Annotated in this window: 12 protein-coding genes; 7 read left to right on the forward strand and 5 right to left on the reverse strand. The window is 47.0% G+C overall.

Going from position 1 to position 22,313, the window contains the following annotated elements; genetic code table 11:
* Window positions 1–71 precede the first annotated feature (71 nt).
* From RDV52_RS00330 to RDV52_RS00340, 3 genes are all read right to left on the reverse strand, one after another.
* Window positions 72–1,766, reverse strand: coding sequence for a di-heme oxidoredictase family protein (locus tag RDV52_RS00330; protein WP_004367422.1), 1,695 nt, complete (start codon window positions 1,764–1,766; stop codon window positions 72–74).
* A 98-nt stretch (window positions 1,767–1,864) separates the two neighbouring features.
* A complete protein-coding gene (locus RDV52_RS00335) occupies window positions 1,865–3,223 on the reverse strand; it encodes an imelysin family protein (protein ID WP_004367423.1) in 1,359 nt (452 codons plus the stop codon).
* Between the two features lie 109 nt (window positions 3,224–3,332).
* Window positions 3,333–4,640, reverse strand: coding sequence for a hypothetical protein (locus RDV52_RS00340; RefSeq protein WP_004362431.1), 1,308 nt, complete (start codon window positions 4,638–4,640; stop codon window positions 3,333–3,335).
* Window positions 4,641–5,858: 1,218 nt separating this feature from the next.
* Between RDV52_RS00340 and RDV52_RS00345 the strand changes: the two genes are divergently transcribed.
* The 3 genes from RDV52_RS00345 to RDV52_RS00355 are packed head-to-tail and all read left to right on the forward strand — an operon-like array spanning window position 5,859 to window position 8,247.
* Window positions 5,859–6,581 (forward strand): ankyrin repeat domain-containing protein, encoded by a 723-nt coding sequence (locus RDV52_RS00345; protein ID WP_004367425.1) that lies wholly within the window; start codon window positions 5,859–5,861, stop codon window positions 6,579–6,581.
* Between the two features lie 18 nt (window positions 6,582–6,599).
* Window positions 6,600–7,691, forward strand: coding sequence for a hypothetical protein (locus RDV52_RS00350; protein WP_004367426.1), 1,092 nt, complete (start codon window positions 6,600–6,602; stop codon window positions 7,689–7,691).
* A gap of 4 nt (window positions 7,692–7,695) precedes the next feature.
* The gene (locus RDV52_RS00355; protein ID WP_040557195.1) at window positions 7,696–8,247 is read left to right on the forward strand and encodes a WG repeat-containing protein; all 552 of its coding nucleotides are present in this window, start codon (window positions 7,696–7,698) and stop codon (window positions 8,245–8,247) included.
* 379 nt (window positions 8,248–8,626) lie between these two features.
* Here RDV52_RS00355 and RDV52_RS00360 read toward each other — a convergent pair whose 3' ends face one another.
* Together RDV52_RS00360 and RDV52_RS00365 are read right to left on the reverse strand one after the other, a co-directional pair.
* Window positions 8,627–11,167, reverse strand: coding sequence for a C10 family peptidase (locus RDV52_RS00360; RefSeq protein ID WP_040557288.1), 2,541 nt, complete (start codon window positions 11,165–11,167; stop codon window positions 8,627–8,629).
* A gap of 135 nt (window positions 11,168–11,302) precedes the next feature.
* Window positions 11,303–15,769 carry a choice-of-anchor J domain-containing protein gene (locus RDV52_RS00365; protein WP_004367429.1) on the reverse strand — a complete coding sequence of 1,489 codons (4,467 nt, stop codon included), beginning with the start codon at window positions 15,767–15,769 and terminating at the stop codon, window positions 11,303–11,305.
* Between the two features lie 1,013 nt (window positions 15,770–16,782).
* Between RDV52_RS00365 and RDV52_RS00370 the strand changes: the two genes are divergently transcribed.
* The 4 genes from RDV52_RS00370 (at window position 16,783) to nrdG (ending at window position 22,042) form a co-directional block, all read left to right on the forward strand.
* On the forward strand, window positions 16,783–17,970 hold the full coding sequence (locus tag RDV52_RS00370; protein WP_004367430.1) for a penicillin-binding transpeptidase domain-containing protein: 1,188 nt from the start codon (window positions 16,783–16,785) through the stop codon (window positions 17,968–17,970).
* A gap of 44 nt (window positions 17,971–18,014) precedes the next feature.
* Complete coding sequence (locus RDV52_RS00375) at window positions 18,015–18,863, forward strand: patatin-like phospholipase family protein (RefSeq protein WP_004367431.1); 849 nt, start codon at window positions 18,015–18,017, stop codon at window positions 18,861–18,863.
* Between the two features lie 488 nt (window positions 18,864–19,351).
* A complete protein-coding gene (gene nrdD, locus RDV52_RS00380) occupies window positions 19,352–21,451 on the forward strand; it encodes an anaerobic ribonucleoside-triphosphate reductase (protein WP_004361774.1) in 2,100 nt (699 codons plus the stop codon).
* A gap of 123 nt (window positions 21,452–21,574) precedes the next feature.
* Window positions 21,575–22,042, forward strand: coding sequence for an anaerobic ribonucleoside-triphosphate reductase activating protein (nrdG, locus tag RDV52_RS00385; protein ID WP_004367432.1), 468 nt, complete (start codon window positions 21,575–21,577; stop codon window positions 22,040–22,042).
* Window positions 22,043–22,313 lie beyond the last annotated feature (271 nt).

Below are 22,313 nucleotides of genomic sequence, written 5' to 3' on the forward strand. Positions count from 1 at the left end.
AAGAAGAAGATGGAAATCGCTTTTCAGGACACCATCTTCCTCTCGTCATTTATGATCGAATCCAATGTTTGTTAGATAGAGCGTATGAACTTGACCACGGCATCTCTGTCGGCTTTTGGCAAGTTATAGAACTTGAAGGCAGCCTTGTATGCCTGGCTGTTCTTGCTGTATGCATGCCACATGATGGCTTCTATCTCGTTGCGGGCGCGTGCATCGTGCAGACGGTCTTCGGCTCCTGAATTGAGAAGAGATAGTCCTCGTCCCCACAAAGGCGTTGTCCGGCACCACGAACCGTGTATATCGTTCTTCATATCGAGCTTGTGCTGAATGAAGTCGGAATATGGATAGATGGTCTGATGAGCATATTTAGGCAGCTGTTTTGTGCCCAATATCTTGGAAGAACCGTGGTTGTCGGCACCTGTTGTCCACGAAGGACGGTGGCAGTGGGCACAGCCCAACTCACCCGTAAACAGTTCCTTACCACGCTGGACAGCCTTGTCGTTGAGGTTTCGGGCACGTGGAACGGCTATACCTCTGTGCCAAACCATGAACGCATGGTAGGCATCGTCGCTCATTTCGGGCTTGAAGTTGAAGTAAGGATTGTTGTAAAGGTCTACATTATCGCCCGGAGAGAGCAGGTAAGCCACTGCCTTTTTAATGCCTTCGCGCGTACCATCATTGTAGTAAGGGTGCACATACGATGATGGGTTGGCACCATGTTGCTGTATGTAGTCGATTACATTGCTGTTCTCCGACATGGCTTTTGCCCACGCTTCGGTAGAGCAAATGTGCTTGATATCAGAGCGGAGCACGTTCAATTCGTCCCATAATGCAACGTCGTTTTCCAGGCAACCATCGAGCAAATCGTAGTTGAAGCGCTTTAAGAACTTGTTTCCGAAAGCATCTTCTGCCCATGCATCAGCTTTCAAAGTCTTGGTTGCATTGTCCCAGAACTCGGGATTAAGCTCCGCAAATTTTCCCTCTTGCTTGTATTGGGCAGCCAAATCTTCGTTCGAAATGGCATCTATCAGACCGAGTCCCTGGAAGTTGCACGATGCAATAAGGCGCACTTCGTAGCCACTTGGCTTAGGATCGGTGTTGAAAGCAGTCTTTGGAATGGTTACAGAAGGATAGCGGAGACTGAACTTTTCGCCGTCGGGGAACTGCATGGGCAGTCCGCTTGGCATGGCAGCAACGTCGTGCCAGGTGATGTTAATCTGCTTTGGATCGACCGGTGGGAGGAACGGCTCCACTGCCTGAAGCATTGTAAAGGTGGTTAATTGGTCTATCGGCGTACCGTTATTGCTGCCTGGTGCGTCTGGATAGTACACTGAAACGATGTAGCCATTGCCCTTTACAGGCTCCATGTTGCTGCGACTGTGCCCGTGTGCATAGCCTCCGGAGTGGCAATATTCGCACGAACGGCGCGAAGCAATGGGTCCCCAGCCTTTGTATGGAGGCGTGCTTAGCGTGTATTTTGCACTCGCCATGAGGTCGCCTTGGTTGAAAAGGTCAGCCAATCCTTGCTGATCCACAGCGGGAGTATTGTCTTCGTAGCAGCTGGAAGAAACGTTTTCGGTTGTCCCGAGCTTGCCTCCCGGATACCATTCGTCCGCTTTAAAGTTGCCAACTGCTTGCCCTACGTATTGTGCTTCAGGCTCTTGTGGCTGGTCGGGACCGGGCGGCGTAACGTCGTCCGAGCACGCAACAAGCGAGCTTAGAGCCGTTGCAGCAAGCAGATAGCCAAGATAATTGTTGTGTTTCATAATGCTTTATTGAATTAATATACGTCTGAAAACGTAGCCTTGCCATAGGACAAGACTACGCTTTTAATATCTTTGGCAGGTGAATTCAACTTATTTGCTTATTTATCAGCCTGTTGGTTAATCCATGTTGCAGCCTCGCTGAGTGCGTCGTTGAGTGCACTTACCTTGTCAATACAGTTCTTAACTTGTGCTGCTCCAGGGTTATCGATGAAGGCTACACCACTCTTCTTTGCAGCTTCCAATGCGCCAATTGCCTCGTTGAGAGCATTGTCTAAGTCGTTGTATTTTGGATAATTGTACTTCTTTAAGAAGCTCATGATAGAGTTGTCTACAGGAGTTGAAATGATCTCTGTGCCACGAACACCATACAAAGAGTTCTTGATAGAGTAGATGTTATCCTGATAGTCTTGGAACGAACGCTTGCTGTAAGGAGACTCTATGTAGTTTGCAGCATCTTCAGATGTACCTGTTCCGGTTGCGACACGGTATGCCTGACCAAGTTTTTGGGTAGCTACTTCTTCGCAAATATTAGAACAACCGCCTACGAAAACGTTCTGTAATGCTTCGTGCCATGTTGGGAACCAGCCTTGTTCGGTGGTTGTATATCTCAGGTAATCGCGGTATGGAAGCTTCTTAGGTGATAGTCCTTGGTGGCGTGTACCATTGATAACCCACATTGCATCTGCCAATTGTTTTTGGTGAGAAAGAGGTGTTGATATTCCTAACCAGCCGTATTCCAATAGATAAGTCATATTGCGAAGGTCGCCAGACACGGCAGCTGCAAAGGCTGCTTCGTCTATGGTCTTAACCGATGTAAGTCCCGTCTCGGTTTCCTTTTCTGCATTAAAGGCTGCTATTGTACGGTTCTGACCATTGCGGAAGAGTACAAATTCCAATCCGTGGAAGCCAAGTACTGAGTCGAATTTACCATTATTGTCGTACACATACTTCGTTGGGTTCTCGCCATTGATGCCTGCAATGACCGCAGCATCGTTCAAAGCCTGCGACAACTGGCTGTGGTCGAGTGGCCAAGAGTCTATGTGTGGGTCTATTTCATTGTCGGTAGCGGCACCGTAAAGGAATGCTTCGCTCTGCTCCCAGTCGCGTCTTGCATTTTTGAAAGCGTCGCAGGCAACATCTATATCGCCTTGTGTAAGTTTGCCAGCCTTACGTTTTTGATAAAGGTTCTGGCAGGCCTGGTAGAGAATATCAGCCTTGCCTGCCAAGTCTGCATAGGTTGGTCTAACAACCGTTTCGAGATAGTTGGCTATTACTTTACCCATTTCTGTCTTCCGGGCATTTGCGCTACTGGTTTTCTCTGCCTGGTTTAACTCGGTCTGTTGTTCTTCTGTTACAAGTGGACTTGGTGTTACATCGTCGCTGCTGCTGCATGAAACGAAACCCGTTGAGAGTGTTCCTGCCAGCAAAAGCATTGCTAATTTTGTTACTTTTTTCATTGTTATCTGAATTTAAAACTTATTGTTTATGACTTATTTTGATGAATTGTTATCCCTATTTTTCTACAAACGGTATCTTTACAGAGTTGCAAACGTGGGGTTTTTCTTATTATAGGAAGAAGCCTTCGTATGCTATTCCGATGTTGATGGCTGGCTCGTCGTTGTATCCTTTCTTCAGATTTCGATAATTATACTCCGCCTTTATGGCAATCTGTGGTATTGGATAGTAGTTTATACCAGCCGCAAAAATGGTCTTGTTGGTCCACTTCTTGGTTGCGCCATGTATGTAAGAGTCGTAATGTTCAATGTGTCCGAAGAGGTAAAGACGTTGGTTGTCGGCGCGCAGCCTGTCGAATTGTGAGAAGATATCGTAGCCAAATTCAAACATCATTGCCATTGCGTGGCTGCCAAAGTTCTTTCCGTTGCCCGATTCGTAGGGCTTGACGTATTGTGTGTTAGGGTATGCCAACTTGGAAATTTCGTTTGCATTGCTTACGTAACCGTAGTCAATGTTGCCTCGTGCTATCCAGTTGAAGCGATTGAAGGTAAAGTCCAGGCTGCCAAGATAAACGTTTCCTTTTATCTTTTTCTTTGCTCCCCGTTCGCTGTCGTGTGGTACGTTGTTGTGCATGGACTGTCCGGCGTATGCGCTGACACCTATGCGAAGTCCCGGGACAGAGTAGTTGTCGATACGTGCGAGTGCCCCATACTTGTTGGCAACCTCGAATTCGAACGGACTTGACGTGCCTTTCTGAATCCAATTGGCGCGGCTGAAGTGGTAAGCGTCCAATCCTGCGACGAACTGCGCCTCGTATCTGAAGTCGCCTTTACGCCCCCAGAACGAGATACCGGTCTGGTGCCACGTGCTTGGAAGTATGGTATTTTCGCCTTCCGGTCGGTACACGGTGAAGAAGTTCAGCGGTTCATGGTGTGCGTTTACCAGTCCGAAGGGCACTACAATATGTCCTGCCCTGATGTTGAATGCACTCCCGAATGATTTCTGAAGCCAGAATTGCTCCAATTCCACCTCGCCTCCTTTCTCGGTTTCGTTCTCAAATTCTATTGCTTCATCGGCTTCGTACTCTATTGATGAGCCTGTTCCTCCGTGTTCAAACTCTATTTCTGAACCCAGACTCCAGCCTTTTCCGAAGTCGTATCCAAGGTAGATTACTGCATGGGGAATGTCGAACCGCCCATGACTGGGGTCGTCTTTATAAAGTCGCGGTGTGGTGTAACGGTTTCCGTTGTCGCTATAAAAGTTGCGCGAAAAGGCTGCTTCGCCGTATCCTCCTAAGCTAAGTCTGTTTCCTTTCACATGGTTCATTACCGAATCTGCCGCACTTACTTGTGCCGTTGCAGTGGTTGTTAAGCCGCAAAACAAGGCTCCTGCGAGCAATCTTGTAGTTATCCTGTTCATAAAATAGCTTTGTGTTATTAATGTAAACTAATATAATTGAATGCAAAATTAAGTGTTTTTCTCTTTCATCGCAATACCTAAATATTATGTATTTTTAGATAAAAAAGATTTATTTTTGCGCAAAAATACCTACATTAGGGTATATGTTCTATTTGTTTTAGTGTTTAAAATGTCCTTGTATGGCTATTTTACTTTGTAAACATCATCTAAAATGGGGAGCGGATGCTATGTTTCTATTTAACGAAATGGGGGCAAAGTTGATGCTATTACAATGAATTGTGATACAATTTAAGGAGGTATACTCTCTGGTTAGAAGTGTGCTATATATATAATAAGGTGTAATCTGCAATGCAAAAGTATGCTTTTTGTTTTTTATATGTTATGTTGTTACAAATAGTTCGCAACGCATTTCGTGGGCGAACGTGAATATTTCACAGAATATTTGCCATATTATTCCAATCCTTTAGCAGCGTTATGGCAGACCGTTAGCAGCCTTAGGGGACCGATTTATTGCGCCCGCATATCCGTATATATCCACAAAATGACGAATAGAAACGCGTTTGCGATGAAATGAATACACGTATTTGATAATGGGGAAATACGGATTTGACAATGTAAGGATACGGGCACGATGAATCGGTCCCCTACGCCTGGGGTGAGACGTGGTGCATTTTGTGAATGTTCGTTGGGTGTTTTTGTGGTGTTCGTTGATGTTTTGCGGAATGTTCGCAACCTGTTCATTCAGTGTATGTTACATATCCGCAGAACAAAAGTATGGTTTTTGGCGTGCAAAAGTATGGTTTTTGGTGTACAAAAAGGGGGTTTTTACAACGCAAAAAGGGGGTTTTTGAAAGAGCATATAGGTATATTGGGTGTGTGAAATGTTCTAACGAGCTATGTGATAGATTGCTATGTACAACCCTTGACGGTGTTTTTGTTTGTAGAAAGGGTAGGAACAAATGGATACAGAGAGCCTAAAACGACTGTTAATTTCACAAAAAAGTGACTGAAAATGGTGGGTGTATAAAGTTATTTTTATAACTTTGTTTCCAACAGTCGTTGTTGTTTGCCAAACTTCTTTACTCGTTCGCAACTGCCGAATCAAGCATATTGTGGACAAGGAATCCCCGAAAGAAAAAACCGAAACGTATAACCAATGAATATAAAACAGCAAGGAAGTAGGCAGCAGACAACCTGATGATATAAGCAAATGCAACTATGGAAAGATTCAGAAGCCTAATTTTGTGCATCATACTGGTAGCCTTCGCTACGGCAAACTATGCACAACCCATTAGAAAAAAACGGCCAACAGTGCGCAAAACTGTAATGCACAAAAATTATTATGCACTGGCAATAAAGGCAATAAAGGTAAACAATCTTGCCGAACTAGATGCTAACATTAAGCATATTGGCAACATCGACTCGCTGATAGCTGCAGACAATTATCACGCTTATACACTTTTGGGGTATGCATTACTGTATAAAAACAAGACTGCTACACAGAAACTTATTGAAAGAAAGGCTGATATTGGCTGTGTTTGCTCTGACGATGTGTTTACGTATGATGCACTTTATATGGCTATAAACAACGCCGATATGAATCTTGTAAGGCAGTTGTTGGCATTAGGAACCAACCCTAACCAGCCTTATAACGAAGATGGGCTATGCCCATTGATGATGTGTTGCAACTTGAACAACGTTCCAATGGCATCTCTTTTATTAGAAAACGGTGCAAAAGCTGATGGCGTAGGCAATCTCGGAGGCGATAATGTAAGTTTTCCTTTAATGGTTGCGGTAGAAAAGAAGAATATAAATATGGTACAATTGCTGCTGAAACACGGGGCAAAACGAAATGTAAAGAACAATACAGGGCAAACTCCTATCTCGATTGCACGTAGCCAAAAGTCGGCAAAAATTGTAAGACTATTGGAGAAAAGGTAACGCACCCCCACAGCAAATATGCTTGACAGCAACATAATAGAACAACTTAAGCAACATAACAGTATGACGAAAAAAATGGTTTATATATTGGTTGGTCTCCTTTTCTTTGTAGGTTGCCGCCAAACTAACGCAAACTTAGCATCAACAAAAGCAGTGCAACGCAATGGCAAAGCAAAAAGTCTGTTGCAGGAGAAAAGCGATACGAAAGAGCAGAAAAATAACAATGCCACCACAAACTGGGACGCTATCCATGCAAAATATGCAGCCAAGAAATACAAAACGGAGGACAGCTGGGAACTTGCGTGGTATAAAGACTACACGGGAGACTCGGATAGCAGTCCCATTGATGAACTGAAAAGCATGAAAATAAAGCTTTTCGGCGACTCAACCCTTTACTTAAACGGCAAGAAACTGAAGGTTTGCCGCACCGTACGCGACCCTTTCATGTATCAACGCGATGCCCTTTACTATCCTTCTCTCACAAAATACTTTGCCAATTTAGGCATCAACATTGTCAAATCTGTCCCCGTTCTGCTTCTGCAATCCACTATGAAAGACGTTTACAGCGACATGCTGGAATACATTTACACGGGCAAGTATCTTGCATTATACTGCAGAGGATATGTCGGAGTATACAAGTACATCAGGCGAAAAGACCAAGGGCTGCCTTCTCCAACCGCACATTTAGTATATACAGATGCCGATTTGTATAAAGATATTGATAAGGAAATGAGCAGCAAACACGCCCAGCAATACAACATACGTGCATATAAAAGTAAACTGAAGGTGCTTGCTGGCGACCGCATAGAGGAAATGAAAAGTGGCGGTGGGTTCGACTTTGTGAAGCTACCCAGCTATAAAGGCTTCCCAATATTCGTCTGTCTAAACTATAACGAGGACGATGAATTCCTTATATTCACCTATCGAAACAACTCTATAAATATCGATAACTGCATCAACGTCTTAGCCTTCAGCTCTTACAACAACGAAAAAGAAAGCTTTGCAATATTCTCTGACGGAACCATATACGTAAAAACAGTAGACGAAAAGGGAAGTCATATAACCGTTTATCGCATCAACAACGAAGGCGACTTCTATAAACTGAATTAAAAGAATGGAGCAAAAGTACAGCAAAATAAGCTTTCCGAACAGACGCCTCGGTCTTGTCTTAATCACCGTCGCGCTGTTTTTTGCAGGTTGTGTCCACACAGACAGCAGGCTTTTCGTGGTGGAAAAGAACGACTTATATGGCTATGTAAATGCAAAGGGCGATACCGTTGTAGACTGCAAGTACCTATTCAGCTACACGGATACTATCGTCCGGATAGGCTTCGTGGGCGATAAGGACGGAAAAATCAGGTGCATCGACAATAAAGGGAAGATGCTCTTCTACGTGTTCAACTTCGATAACGGACCGGATTATCCTACTGAAGGCTGCTTCAGAATTATGGACAGGAACGGACTTTTCGGCTTTGCCGACACCCTTGGCAACGTGGTTATAAAGCCTAAATACAAGTTTGCATGTCCCTTCGAAGGCGGAAAGGCAAAAGTAACCAATACGGGAAAGATGGTTACGGAACCTTCTTGCAACGATGGTCATTGGTATTGGGCATCGGACGACTGGTTCTTCATCTCGCACAAAGGCAAGAAACTGCCTTCGCGTTAAGCCCTTAAAACAACCAAAAATCCCCAGAGGCTCAGGCTTCCTAAGCTCCCAGAGACACTCACAACACTTGGAATTCCAGGTACAAACAGTCTCCCCAAAAACCTATAACCTCCAAAAACAAAAAAGCTACGGCTTCTGGCAGAACCAGAGGCCGTAGCTATTATTTGCTGTGCGAGCTTAGAAGAGGACGCCCCTACACTTGCAACGAACTGCAAGGAGGGGTAATAATACACACGTCCAGAGTCCTCTTCTTCGTCTCGTACAGTTAATTTATTTCATCGTAGCCATAAATTCACTTCGCCATTTTCTTTTATTTACCTTGCAATAGCTAAGAATTTACTTCGCCACTTACTTCAGTTTACTTCGTGAAAGCCGCAGTTTACTTCACTACAACCTTCTTCTTGTTCACTACATACACGCCTGGAGGAAGCGTAGAAAGAGTGGCAGTAGTGCCCACCTTCGTGCCCGATACAGAGTAAACAGGCTGCGGAGTGCCTTCAAGGGTTGCATCGGCGTGCTCTATTCCGTCTGCAGTGGCAATGGTAAGCTTACCCTTTTTGTAGGTAAATCTGTAGTTCTGAGCCTCTCCCCCACTTATTATAATGTCGTATTCGCCTACCGGACTGCTCTCGGTGGCAGTGGTTGTGGCAACTGGAAGTTTGGTAAGCACCTGCTCGGTCTCGCCATTTGCAAAGCCTCTATAGCGAAGTACGAACTCCGGATTAGGCTTTCCTTCCTGGCGTGTAACGTCATTGGTGCTGACAGTAAGCATTGCCTTGTCTACCGTCAGCGTACCTCCTACAAGCTGAACTGTCTTGTCTGCGATGGTACCATAGTCTATATGGATTTCGTATTTGCCAACAGGCGACTTCTCGTTGGCTTCGCAAGTAACTTTTGGTTTGCCCTCTAAATACTCGCCACGAATGCTGTATCCGAAGTTCGGATTAGGCTCTCCGTATTCGCGAATGGTATTGCGCACCGTTACAATGCTGCCGAACTCTTTGATGTTTCTAACGGGAAGACCAGCCCATCCGCGGTATGCTTTCTTCATATCGATGGGTACTCGCAAGATGATACTGTTGGTTGGACTGCTTAGAAGTGGGTCTTTTCCCAGCATTGGAGGCTGTTTTGCAAATGTCTTTATAAGGCTCAAGCTGTGGCAACCAGCCATGCTCTCTTTGCCTAACTTAGTGATTGAGGCTGGCAAGACAATACGTTTAAGTCCTATGCAGCCTGCAAGCGCATAGTCGTGAATGGCGGTCATGCCTTCAGGAACCACAAGGTCTTTTAACATTCCTGGTACAGCACTAATGATTTCGTTGCGGTTTTTGCTCAAGAACAGTCCATCGTTGTAAACAAAATTGTCGCCTCCGTTAGCCGGAATGTTCTCTATTGTTGCCAAAGCACGGCAGAATGCGAACGTGCCATCGGAGATTGTCTTCAGTCCATCGGGCAGAACGAGCTTGCGTAAGCTATTGCAATTGTAGAAGACACGCTCCGGAAGGTTGTCGTCAGAGGTGGTCAGGTTACCGTCTTTCAGGTATGCTCCACCACCACTTACTATCTTTGCGCCTTTAAGATTGAGCATATAGAGCGACCCTTGTGTGAATTTTCCCTCGTAATCGCGGCCTGCCATCTCGCGGATAACACGGAAATCGGCTCCGTTTATTTCTCCTGTCAATGTAAGTTCACCTATGTTTCCGCGCATGTCAGCAGGAATGCTGTCAGCCAAAACGCCAGCTTCAGGCAAACGGACGGTGCGGTTTGTCAGGTTCTTGACCGTTCCGTGCACACCTCTTACTATGTCTTGGTCGGCAGTAAAAGAATACATTGTGCCCGGATTAAGCAGGTCTATCTTGTAGTAACCGTTCACTTCGCCGTTCCAACCCCAGTTCACGCTCACCAAGCCGTCCTTGTTATAGCCATCTAAAACAAAGGCGTGTCCGGCGTCTTGTCCCATTGACCCTGGACTGACACCGCCGTAAATGAGTGGGTGTCCGTTCGATAATTCTCCGAAAACAATGTCCATCCATTCATTAGAAGAATAGTCTGCACGAACCAAATGTTCTGCTTCTGAAAATCCGAAGTAGGTGCGTAAGCCTTCGGCACAGTCTTTCATGAAAGCTCCACTGCCCTCGTTCGGCCCGCCATATTGCATTTCCGATGCTACACCACAGTGCAACATAAGTGTAGCAACGGCGTTAGCCTCTTGGTCTGTATAGTTTCCGCTGTAGTCGTCTTTCATGTTTGCCCAGTCGTAAACGGTGTTTCCGAAGTTCGCTTCGATTGCATCTCCATTGGTATCGTTGGCTGGATAGTACAGAGTATGCGAGCCAATGCCTCGCAACGGGTATTTAAAATAGTTCAGCACCTGTGCCGTTGCCGTTGCCACACACCCTGTAAGCAATCGTCCTTTTGCCGTGTTGGGCAGCAATTTGTTGTACGGCATCTGCTGTCCCCAGGTCGTTGTAAGCATCGTTGGCATCTCTGCCTTATGCTTGGCGGGGTCCGGCTTTATTACAGTGAGTGGTGTATTGGTTTTTACAGCCTTGGTTATTACCTCGTCTATCGCCTTCAGCCACCAGTTGAAACCGGGGTTGTCGCTTTGTGTATAGTCCGATTCTGATACGCCAAGCAATTCGGGTGCGAGGTCATCTGCCGAGATAACGGCAAATCCGCCGTGGGTATATCCAAATATGGAATAGGCTTTTGTATGCTTTAACTCGCGTAACTGTCCTGCATTTCGGGCTGCGCTGCTTGCAGGAGCATTTGTTTTGTTGGAGTTTAAAGTGGTTTGTAGGTTTATTGCACGCGCTGCAGTTTTCTTCATATCGGCTTTTGCGCGTGGCTTAGCTCCCGCTGTCAAAGGCAGAAGCATGAGTAGCGCAAAGGCTACGAATAGGTTTTGTTTAACGTTCATATATATATTTTTTTTAAAATGAATATCCGATGGGGAAACGAACAGCATTTGCTGCTCGTTTTTTCCATTACCCATGGTATTGAGAAGTGTCGGTGTCTCCGACTTATAAGAACGAAGACACCGACAAAAAATTGTCTATTCTACTACTACTTTCTTGTTTCCTACAACATATACGCCCTTGCGCAGACCACGAAGAGTGGTTGTCTGGCGACGCACAAGCTTGCCGTCGATGGAGTAGACATCTACCGGTTTGCCGTCCATGACAACGTTGTCGATCCCCGTAGGAATACTGACTTCAGCAGGAGCAGACTCCGTTCCATCGGCATAAATGGCTGTTACGGCATAGCGATTATTGTTTCCTGCGTTGTTGTCTACGTAGTAGAACTGTGTTGCAGCTACCTTATCGATGCGCTCTCCTGCACGATAGATACCGTAATACGTGGGTACAGGCATCGCCTTGGTGAAGGTTACGTCGTCGATACCGAACATAAGACCTGTCTGCGGAGTCTTCTGATGGATTGCAAAGTAGGTTGTACCTGCAGGCACGCTGACGGTTATCTTCTCCCATTCGCCCGATATGGCTTGTCGGTTCTTGAGCACGACGTTGGTGAAATCGGCAATCTCATTTCCTGTTTTCGAGCAAAGCACGTCGTAATCCTCAATATAGGCAACGTTGTTCACCATCATATTATGCGCATAGAACGAGATAGTTTGTGCCTGACCGGAGAGTTTCGGACTGATAATCCAGTTGTCGCTGTTCACGTAAGCCTGTCCGGTGGCATCGAGTTCGTATGGAACGGCAGCGTATTGCTTGCCCGAGAACGGCAGCAACCACGGATTAAGACGTGGCACATCTTCGCCCAAGACATAGGGATTGAAGATGATATAGGCAAACTGCGTGAACTGGTTGGGATACCAAAGGTCGTCGAAGAAACCGCCTGCATAGCCTTTGTTGCCATCTGTCAAAGTCCAATCGCCGAACTCCGTAGACCATGCGTCGTAGCGTTCGAAGTCTTCTGTTACGGTTTTTGGCTCTGTATCAGGAGTTTTCCATATAAGCGATACCTTCGATTGTTCTCTTACTCCACGCAAATCCCGAACCTTTGGCTTTTCAGAATCTTCGAGTCTGATGGTAAGTTCGGCTTTGTTGTCAGTGTTGTCCAAGTCCCTGTCGTATTCAACTTCTGCCTCAACTTTCATCTCTTTCGCCTCTGCAATGATGGCAGATGTAGGAACATCGAAAGTCAGCGTGCGATTGCTGAATGATGCAAGTGCCTCTGTTTGCGTGGAATTTGCTATTTCTTTGTCCCCAGACTTTATGCGTACAGTAAATTCTTCTGCCTCTTTCTCGCCTATGTTCTCTACTTTTACGTTCAGTTTGGCATTCCGTCCCTTGATAACTTTGCCTGTTCCAGACACGGTAACAGCCAGATTGTGTCGCTGAACCTCCATGACGCGAATGTTATCGACGAAGATTGGTGCACGATTATTGCCGCTGATGGCTTTGAAACCAACGAATATGTAGCGTTCGTTCTCAAATCCGTTCAATGGCAGAACTTCGGTTTGCCATGGCGTTTGTTCATTTATCTTAGAGAAATCAATAGTCTTCAGTTCAGTGCGTGTACCGTCAGGACGTTGCACAAACACAACGAGCTTGGTGTCAGGGAGGTCCTTACGCCCGTAGTTGAATATCAATTTCGGATTGGTAGTACCGAGGAGTGAAATCTTTCCTGTACCTAAGACGCTCCCATCGCCCGCATGTGCCGGTTCGAAACAGAGTGCACCGCCGTCGTTATCGCAAGCTATGCCACGTCTAATCTTCCACGATGTGCCCTTTGTTTCAGCCAACCAGACCAGTGAAGAGAGCGATGCATTGGCAAAACTCTCCCTGAATGGGACGTTGTAAGCCTTACCGGCAACCAGTCGAGTCGTTGAGATAGCGCCGCTGCCTCGTTGGTTCTGCGCCGATACACCCCAATAAACGAAGTGTTGTTGTTCGCCATCGTTGAGGTTGATGGACGTTACATCGAAGTTGGTTTTATCCTTGAGCGATGCCAAAGTGTCGGCAGGTTCCTTGGCGTTCTTCATTGCGATGACGTTATAGGTAACCTCTTCGGGGAAGACAACGCCACCGTTGGCTCCGACCGTAGAAATCCTGTCCCATGACAGAGCTGCCATCGTGCTCTTGTCCAATGCCTTCAAACCGGTTGGTGCAGCAGGCATATCGGGTCCGACAAAGGCTTTCGCCACAGCTTCGCGTCCTGCTCCTGCCGTGTTATAGGCTACCACCTTATATATATGTGTGCCTTTCGCAACCTTGTTGTCCTGATAGCTCACCTTCTCACCGCTTGTCAGATGCTTCATTACGCCGAGTTTAACATCGTCGCGATATATCACTGCCGAATCCAGCTGTGCAGCAAGTGCATTGCCGCCAATGGTTCTTGTGGGCAGCGTAAAGTTTAATGTGGCTTTCTCTGCACCTGTTTGATCTACGGTTACGCTGAAATTGGTAGGCGCATCGGGTGCTGTAAAGAGCGAGCCGAGTGCCAATTGGAAGTTTCGGACATAGAAACGCCATTGTGCATAAGGGCTTCGGTCGTGAATTGCCAAGCGGTATGTGCCGTCCTTCGGTACCCTGATTTCGTAAGAGAACTTCGTCTGTGTCTTCGGAACAACTATCGGCTGACTCACTTTCGTATAGGTTGCAGGGTTGTATCCTTCGCCACAAGCAATCTCCATCACCTCCTTGTACTCTGCGGCAAGTACATTGTATGCCTCGAACGAAACGGTATAGAGCCGGTCGGCTTTCAGTTCAAACGGTGGAGACACGAGCCAGTCGTCTGCTGCACCCTTAGGGTTATAGCCCGATTGTGCGCGTCCCTTAAAGTCATCTGCCAATCCCCACTCCCATGTCTGGCTGTCGTCGTTGGCGTCTATTGCGGTAAAGTTGTTGAAAGACTCCTCGTCGTAGAAACTTTCCTTGAACGGTGGCGTAAGCGCATTGCCGATAACTATTCCATTAGAAACAATGCCTTTGCCCTCACGGTTGCCTGCCTTCGGTGTAACAACAAAGCTATACTTCTTCAATTCGGTGGCTGCGAACGCTACGGAAAGGCTTGTGCCTGCAACATCGGTCTGCACTTGCGCGCCGTCAGGCATTCGTTTCACGTCGTATTTCACGTCGCCTACATATCCTCCGTGCTGCCCTTGCGTTACGGCAGTCCATGTTACGACAGCCGTTGTACCGTCGTAGCTGAACTTCACCCGCTCTATGTCGGCAGGAATATCGTAGCCAACCCATGCTTTATATCTGGTCTTGGGCGACGAGCCTGCACCGTTGGCAGTGGTAACAAGGAACTTTGTGTCGCCCCCCGGTACGGTAACTTCGTCATCTACCTTCGAACCTGCCACTGCAACGCCTTTCTTCACAGTGTCGTTGTTGGCTACAACATAGTACGTAAGGTTGCCCGTGAGAGGCTCACCGTTTATCTTCTTGCTTGGCGCAGTGAACCGTATGCGCCCCGTAGTATTGCCTTTATCGAACACGAACTTGAGGTCTTCGATGCGTGCAGGAGCTTCGGGAGCTGCCGTATTCGCAGGAATAGTCAGTGCCAGCACCTGCGTTTCGGCAGGCATATCGCCAATTTTGTTGGCACGACCCGTAGCAAGGTCTACATTATAGAGCACCGACTTGCCCTCCTGGTCTATGCTTGCCCAGTAGAATGTATTGGTTTTCTGGTCTATTTCGCCACTCTGCTGGTAATAATTGCCATACGAATCCTTCACGGTAACGCCGGTCGGACCGATAAGTGTCTCCTTTCCATCGGCAGTATTGACAGAGTACAGGTTGCCATCGAGTGCTATTCCATAGAGCGTTCCCTCCTTGCTGATGCCGAGAGCCACATACTGACGCTCCGCCCAACCGATGAACTCACGCTTCATTTTGGCATAGTCGATGACTCCCCATTGCAGGTTCGTGCCGCTTTCGTCCCAGAACACGCCGTAGATTTTGCCTGTATTGCGGTCTTGTGCCGTTTCCATGGCGCACAGCGACAGCCCGTCTTCGCCCAAATTGTCGTCAGACAGCTGTTCCCACGTGTCTATATCGTAGGTGTAATGATGTACTATGACCCGACCTTCCGAGTATGCCAAAAGGTCCAAATACATTGCATGGAACACGTCGCCAACGATTCCACTACCCGAATTAACCTCCATGTAGTTCATAAGACCCAACGCATTCACCTGAATGGGGGCAGTTGTGCCCACCGAATACATTCCGTAGGCAGCCGAACCCACCTTCCAGCCATCTTGGTGAATGACGTTTCCCCACAGAACGGTGCCTGCAGGGGCTTTCAGTATGGGTGCGCCGAAGGGCTTTTGCAATGGTGTGCCCACAGCCTGCAGCAGTGGACTATCTGTGTTCAGGAGCGAACCGACAGGCATGTTCAGCGTTGAACCCAGCACCAAACCACCTCGCCTGCCCGACAATACATTCCGCAATTTACTCTCACGCTGGCTGTTGCTCTGTGCCATCAGTCCCGACGGCAGACACAGCAAAAGTGCTAATATCCCAGCAAACATAAAGTTAGTTCTCTTTTTCATAAGCAATAAATTTAGTATTTGTATGCCACTGCAATGATGACGAACAAGGTTTCAATCGCCTCGTGCCTGCAAACGGCTGCCCGACCTTACCTCTCCTACCACCTTGTGTGTGGCGTTGGCAGTACGCACAAGGTAGTTGTCTTTCGTCAAAGCCACGTGCCGACCTGCCTGAAGATTACTCTTTTCTTTCAGATTACTGACTGCTACGTTCCCCTTTCCTGTGCCTTATATATAATAAGGTGTAAGGCAACGGCTGTTCTTTTATCTTTCTTTATTTGTCTTAAAAATCTATTAAGTTTTGCAAAAATAAAGATATTATTTCAACTATACAAATGAAAAAGAGAAAAATCGTGATATTTTTCGACATTCCATAAATCTGCCACACAACGGAAAGGAGTAATTGTCTGTAGATGAATTGTTTGCAATGTGGACACGGAATGCCATAATCTCTTGAATGATGCGGAATGGTTGCCTACACACAACACCCGAACAATCGCTTTGTTTTCGTCTATCCAAATGAGCAAGAGCAAGTGTCTCTGCCTATTTAGCCCAATAATACGTTTCCCTTAAATCGTGTCAAAACTTTTCATAAACGCAAGTGTTATATAACGTTTTCATAATCAAGGCATTACAAAACCTATTGTTTCGTAATGCAAAACAATGGGTTTTGCACGGTAAAAAAGCCTGTCTTGCCTTCCAAAACAGGCTCTTTTGCATTGCCAAAACGGTTACATCAGAAAGATGCCGAGCGTCCCACCCTGCCTATAATGCCGAATATCCCCATGTCCTCCTATAACCCCTGCCCCACAAAGCACCTTGCTTGCCGACTCTCTCACCTCCTCCTCCCTCCTGCAACGCCCGTCTTTCCTTGCTCTCCACGGTAGCCTTATCCCATCAGCAGCATGTATCGTTCTCGTAAAATAAGGTAAAAAACGTCAATTCGGATACGCCAATAGCATCGAAAATCCAATCTTTTAGCTACCTTTGCATACCTAAATCTGAAATTAAAGAAGATGAAAAAATACATTATTGGGGCACTTTGCATGCTCGCTACAGCCACAGCCATGGCGCAAGAATACCACGGCGAGATGGAGCGGCTGTACCCCGACAAACCGAAAACAACCAAAAAAACGGCTAAGAAAAATACAACGACTGAGAAGAAAACAACGACTGACGAGAAGAAACCTGCTGCCACAACCGCAACAGAGGCTTCTACAACGCTGCTGCCCGACCTGCAACAGTTAGCCAGCGAACTGCTGAAGGGGCACAAAGGCAGCATTGTGGCTATCCGACCGAGCACGGGAGAGGTGATTTGCCTGGCTACCAACTCGCCCGATGGTCCTGACACCGACTTGGCGATTGCCACGGCATACGCCCCGGGTTCTACGTTCAAAACGGCACAGGCACTGACTTTCCTGTCGGAAGGCACGCTGAAACCCGAAACAAAAATGGCTTGCTACGGTGCTTTCCGAGAAGAAAACATCAAGGTGAAGTGCCACAAACACAGCTCGCCACTTATGCTTCGGGCTGCTCTCGCCACTTCGTGCAACACCTATTTCCTGAAGTCTTTCGAAAACATGATAGGCAACAAGGCGAAGTACGGCACCTATTCGGCAGCCATAGACAAATGGTATAGCTACATGACGAGCATGGGATTAGGCGGTCCGCTCGGCATCGACATGCCGGGAGAGAAAGGCGGCTTGGTGCCCAACTCGGCGTATTTGGCTCGTCGATACCGCATTGGCTGGCGTCCGCTCACCATCATCTGGACAGGAATGGGGCAAGGCGACATTACCGCAACGCCGCTTCAGCTCTGCAACTTGGCAGCTACCATTGCCAACCGTGGCTATTTCTATACGCCACACATTCACCCGAACACGGCAGAACACCCTCTGCCGAAACGCTTTACGGAGCGCAGACAAACGCTGGCAAGCCCTAATGCCTATCCGCCCGTCATAGATGGCATGCGCTTTGCCGTGGCGTGGGGAACCGCCCGCGACATAAACACAAAGGAATATGTCATCTGTGGAAAAACAGGAACGGTGGAGAACCAAGGCAAAGACCATTCGGCTTTCATAGCATTCGCACCTATGAACAATCCGAAAATTGCCATTGCGGTGTTCATAGAGAACGCCGGCTTCGGGGCAGACGTGGCTGCTCCCATCGCCGCACAAGTTATAAGAAAGGCACTGAAAAGGTAGACTGCAGCGCACGAAGCGCAGTTCCGCAAAACTAAATAATCGTTATGAAGACAGGATTGGTATTGGAGGGGGGCGCAATGCGTGGCTTGTTCACGGCTGGCGTAATCGACGTCCTGATGGAAAACAACATTCAGTTCAGCGGTGCCGTGGGCGTTTCGGCAGGCGCTGCCTTCGGTTGCAACTACAAATCGGGGCAGATAGGGCGCGTCATACGCTACAGCAAACGCTTCGCAAACGACTGGCGTTACGCCTCGTTGCGGTCGCTTATTACCACGGGCGACTACTTTGGGGCTGAATATGCCTACCATTTCATACCGAACAAGCTCGATGTCGTAGACTTCGAAGCATTCCGCAACAACCCGATGGAATTCTGGGCAGTAGCCACAAACGTGGGTTCGGGAGAGGCGGTGTACCGCCAACTGAAAACGTTAGACCATGAAGAATTAGAATTCGTGCGTGCTTCGGCATCAATGCCATTGGCTTCTAAAATAGTGAAACTTAACGGACAACGCCTCTTGGACGGAGGTGTGGCAGACTCCATTCCGCTTGCCTTCTTCCAAAAGCAGGGCTACGAGCGCAATGTGGTGGTGCTGACACAACCCAAAGGCTACAAAAAGCAACCTAACAAGCTGATGCCGCTGATGCATTTGCAGCTGCACCACCACCCCAGAATGTTGAAAGCACTGGCAGAACGCCACATGATGTACAACAGACAGCTCGACTTGGTACAACAAGCCGAACTGCAAGGCAACGCATTCGTGCTCCGACCACAAACGGGACTTACCATTGGACACACATCGCACAACCCCGAAAAAATGCAGGAAACCTACGAACACGGTCGCAAGGTGGCAACGGAAGAACTGCCAGAACTAAAACTTTTCTTGACAAAATAAACGCTCGTCAGGGGCATTTGGGAGCTTTAGGAATTATAGCGACACAAAGAACACCCTATTTTTTTAGGAATACAGGAGCACCATGGATATTATTTTTCATAGAAACACCTATACAGGGAAAACACAAAAGAGCGCTTCTTTTTAGACAACTTTATCTTCATCATTTCACGAAAAGTTTTCCAAAACAGAAAACTTCCATCACTTTCAAAACACAATACATTTTCTTTTTATTCTAAATAAGCAAAGAACAGTAGCTTTAAAGTAGATTTATATTATACTGATAATCATGATGTTACAAGTAAAGACCTATATAGGCTACTAAAAAGACAGAAAATTTTATCTGTAAAAAGTGCTTGTTATTTGTTTTCTTTTATCTATCTTTGCATCGGATAAAGTTTACCAAAAAAATTAATCCGGTAACCAGAAAGAACAACAAAACAACTCAACCAATAACGTTTAAAAACGTATAGACATACTGAAAAGATAAAATGAGAAATTTCACAATTACAAAACGCGACGGCTCCAAAGACCGTTTCTCACTCGACAAGATTATGAATGCCATCATAAAGGCATTCGACAGTGTAGGCGAACCCACCGACCTTGGTACAGTCTCAAAGGTTCTTGCGAACATAAAGGTTCACGACGACATCAAGGTAGAGGACATTCAGAACCAAGTGGAAGAGGCTCTGATGAAGGAAGGACACTACCAAGTGGCTAAAAGCTTCATTGTTTACCGGCACCAACACACCGAAGACAGGGAAGTATTGGAGAAGATGCGCTTCCTGACAGACTACTGTCATGCCGAGAATGCAGCCACCGGCTCGAAGTTCGACGCCAATGCCAACGTGGAAAACAAGAACATTGCCACCCTCATAGGCGAGCTTCCAAAGCAAGGTTTCATCAGATTGAACCGCCGATTGCTGACCGACCGCATCAAGAAGATGTACGGAAAGGAACTCTCCGACGAGTATCTGCACTTGCTGACACACCACTTTATATATAAGAACGACGAGACAAACCTTGCCAACTACTGCGCTTCCATCACCATGTACCCATGGCTTATTGGCGGAACAACGTCGATTGGAGGCAACTCTACCGCCCCCACCAACCTGAAAAGCTTCTGCGGCGGCTTCATCAACATGGTGTTCATGGTATCGAGTATGCTCGCCGGTGCATGTGCAACACCCGAATTCCTGATGTACATGAACTACTTCATACAGCAGGAATACGGCAAGGACTACTGGCAACACCCCGACAAGGTGGTGGACTTGAGCCTGAAACAGCGCACCATCGACAAGATTATCACCGACTTCTTCGAGCAGATTGTCTACTCGCTCAACCAACCAACGGGTGCCCGAAACTATCAGGCTGTGTTCTGGAACATATCTTACTACGACAAGTTCTACTTCGAATCGCTCTTCGGAAACTTCTTTTTCCCGGACGGTTCGCAGCCCGACTGGGAAGGCGTATCGTGGTTGCAGAAACGCTTTATGAAGTGGTTTAACCAAGAACGCACCAAGGCTGTGCTCACCTTCCCTGTGGAAACGATGGCTCTGCTCTCTGAAAACGGCGAATGCCGCGACACCGAATGGGCTGACTTTGCAGCACAGATGTATGCCGAGGGGCACAGTTTCTTCACCTACATGAGCGACAATGCCGACTCGCTAAGCTCGTGCTGCCGTCTCCGTAACGAAATTCAGGACAACGGTTTCTCATACACTTTGGGGGCCGGAGGAGTGTCTACGGGTTCGAAGAGCGTGCTCACCATCAACCTGAACCGCTGCGTACAGTACGCTGTAAACAAGAAGATGGACTACAAGGAGTATCTGTCGCACGTCATCGACCTGTGCCACAAGGTGCAGTTGGCATACAACGAAAACCTGAAAGACCTGCTGCGCCACCACATGCTGCCGCTCTTCGATGCCGGATACATCAACATCGACCGACAGTATCTGACCATTGGCATCAACGGACTGGTAGAATCGGCAGAGTTCATGGGCTTGGACATTACGCCAAACGACAAATATAAGGAATACGTGCAGGGCGTCTTAGGACTCATAGAGACCTACAACAAGCAGTATCGCACGAAGGAAGCCATGTTCAACTGCGAGATGATACCTGCCGAAAACGTAGGTGTGAAGCATGCAAAGTGGGACAAAGCCGACGGATATTTCGTACCGCGCGACTGCTACAACAGCTATTTCTATCGCGTAGAAGACAATTCGCTCACCATTCTCGACAAGTTCCGCCTGCACGGCGCGCCCTACATAGAACACCTTACGGGCGGTTCGGCACTGCACATGAACCTTGACGAGCACCTGTCGCAGGCGCAATACCGCCAGCTAATGCGTGTGGCTGCCGAAGAAGGGTGCAACTACTTCACATTCAATATACCGAACACGGTGTGCAACGAGTGCGGACACATCGACAAGCGCAACCTGAAAGAGTGCCCACACTGCCATTCTACGAATGTAGATTACCTTACACGCGTCATCGGTTACATGAAACGTGTAAGCAACTTCTCGGCTGCCCGTCAGGTGGAAGCAGGCAAACGATACTACGCTACAAAAGAAAAATATACAGTTTAGGTTCTCAAGCGTGAGAATGTTGGAGGACGTCTGATTCTTAACTCCAACAATTTTATATTTTCGTTTATAGGGTGTGCATACTGCGTTGAGTAGTGTGCACACAATTTTAACCCCAGATTTGTAATGCTTAAATACATAAATACCGATATTGTTTTCCAGGAATTCCCCAACGAAGTTACGTTGGCTATCAATCTTTCCAACTGTCCCTGTCGCTGTCCGGGCTGCCATAGCACCTTCCTTTGGAAAGATGTGGGCGACCCTTTAACGGCAGAAGCAATAGAAAAGATGCTGAACGAAGATGGCGAACGCATCACGTGTATAGGCTTTATGGGGGGCGACAGCGACCCGGAGGCAATCAACCAACTGGCTATTTACATAAAAACGCACCACAAAAACATAAAAGTGGGCTGGTACACAGGGCGTACCACGCTATCTCCCGACATTCAATTGCCCCACTTCGACTACATTAAGGTGGGACCATACATACGCCATCTGGGTGGATTGGACAGCCGACGCACCAACCAACGTATGTATAAGGTTCTGGAAAACAACCAGCTACACGACATAACAAGCTTGTTCTGGAAAAAATAAAGTTGCCAAAAAATAACGTAGAATAAAGGATATATGGCTCTATCTTTCCTAAAAACTATAGAAAAACCAGATGATTTAAGAAAGATAGAATGCCTTTTAAGCCACATAACGACAAACAAAAAACTATGTAAAAAGAATACCATTAAAACACAAACAAGTTGTTTACATATATCTTTTTTTATCCAAATATTTTCAGTAAGTTTGCATTTAGGTATCAAAGCAACGCTATTTTGCAAAACTGTTGCCCATTTAGCGTGCGCTCTTGCCTACC

Source organism: Prevotella nigrescens (assembly GCF_031191185.1).
Lineage (GTDB): Bacteria > Bacteroidota > Bacteroidia > Bacteroidales > Bacteroidaceae > Prevotella > Prevotella nigrescens.

What these genes read in the sequence shown, in the direction of transcription:
- RDV52_RS00330 (WP_004367422.1), bottom strand. Translation starts at nt 1,766, where the DNA reads ATGAAACACAACAATTATCTTGGCTATCTGCTTGCTGCAACGGCTCTA.
- RDV52_RS00335 (WP_004367423.1), bottom strand. Translation starts at nt 3,223, where the DNA reads ATGAAAAAAGTAACAAAATTAGCAATGCTTTTGCTGGCAGGAACACTC.
- RDV52_RS00340 (WP_004362431.1), bottom strand. Translation starts at nt 4,640, where the DNA reads ATGAACAGGATAACTACAAGATTGCTCGCAGGAGCCTTGTTTTGCGGC.
- RDV52_RS00345 (WP_004367425.1), top strand. Translation starts at nt 5,859, where the DNA reads ATGGAAAGATTCAGAAGCCTAATTTTGTGCATCATACTGGTAGCCTTC.
- RDV52_RS00350 (WP_004367426.1), top strand. Translation starts at nt 6,600, where the DNA reads ATGCTTGACAGCAACATAATAGAACAACTTAAGCAACATAACAGTATG.
- RDV52_RS00355 (WP_040557195.1), top strand. Translation starts at nt 7,696, where the DNA reads ATGGAGCAAAAGTACAGCAAAATAAGCTTTCCGAACAGACGCCTCGGT.
- RDV52_RS00360 (WP_040557288.1), bottom strand. Translation starts at nt 11,167, where the DNA reads ATGAACGTTAAACAAAACCTATTCGTAGCCTTTGCGCTACTCATGCTT.
- RDV52_RS00365 (WP_004367429.1), bottom strand. Translation starts at nt 15,769, where the DNA reads ATGAAAAAGAGAACTAACTTTATGTTTGCTGGGATATTAGCACTTTTG.
- RDV52_RS00370 (WP_004367430.1), top strand. Translation starts at nt 16,783, where the DNA reads ATGAAAAAATACATTATTGGGGCACTTTGCATGCTCGCTACAGCCACA.
- RDV52_RS00375 (WP_004367431.1), top strand. Translation starts at nt 18,015, where the DNA reads ATGAAGACAGGATTGGTATTGGAGGGGGGCGCAATGCGTGGCTTGTTC.
- nrdD (WP_004361774.1), top strand. Translation starts at nt 19,352, where the DNA reads ATGAGAAATTTCACAATTACAAAACGCGACGGCTCCAAAGACCGTTTC.
- nrdG (WP_004367432.1), top strand. Translation starts at nt 21,575, where the DNA reads ATGCTTAAATACATAAATACCGATATTGTTTTCCAGGAATTCCCCAAC.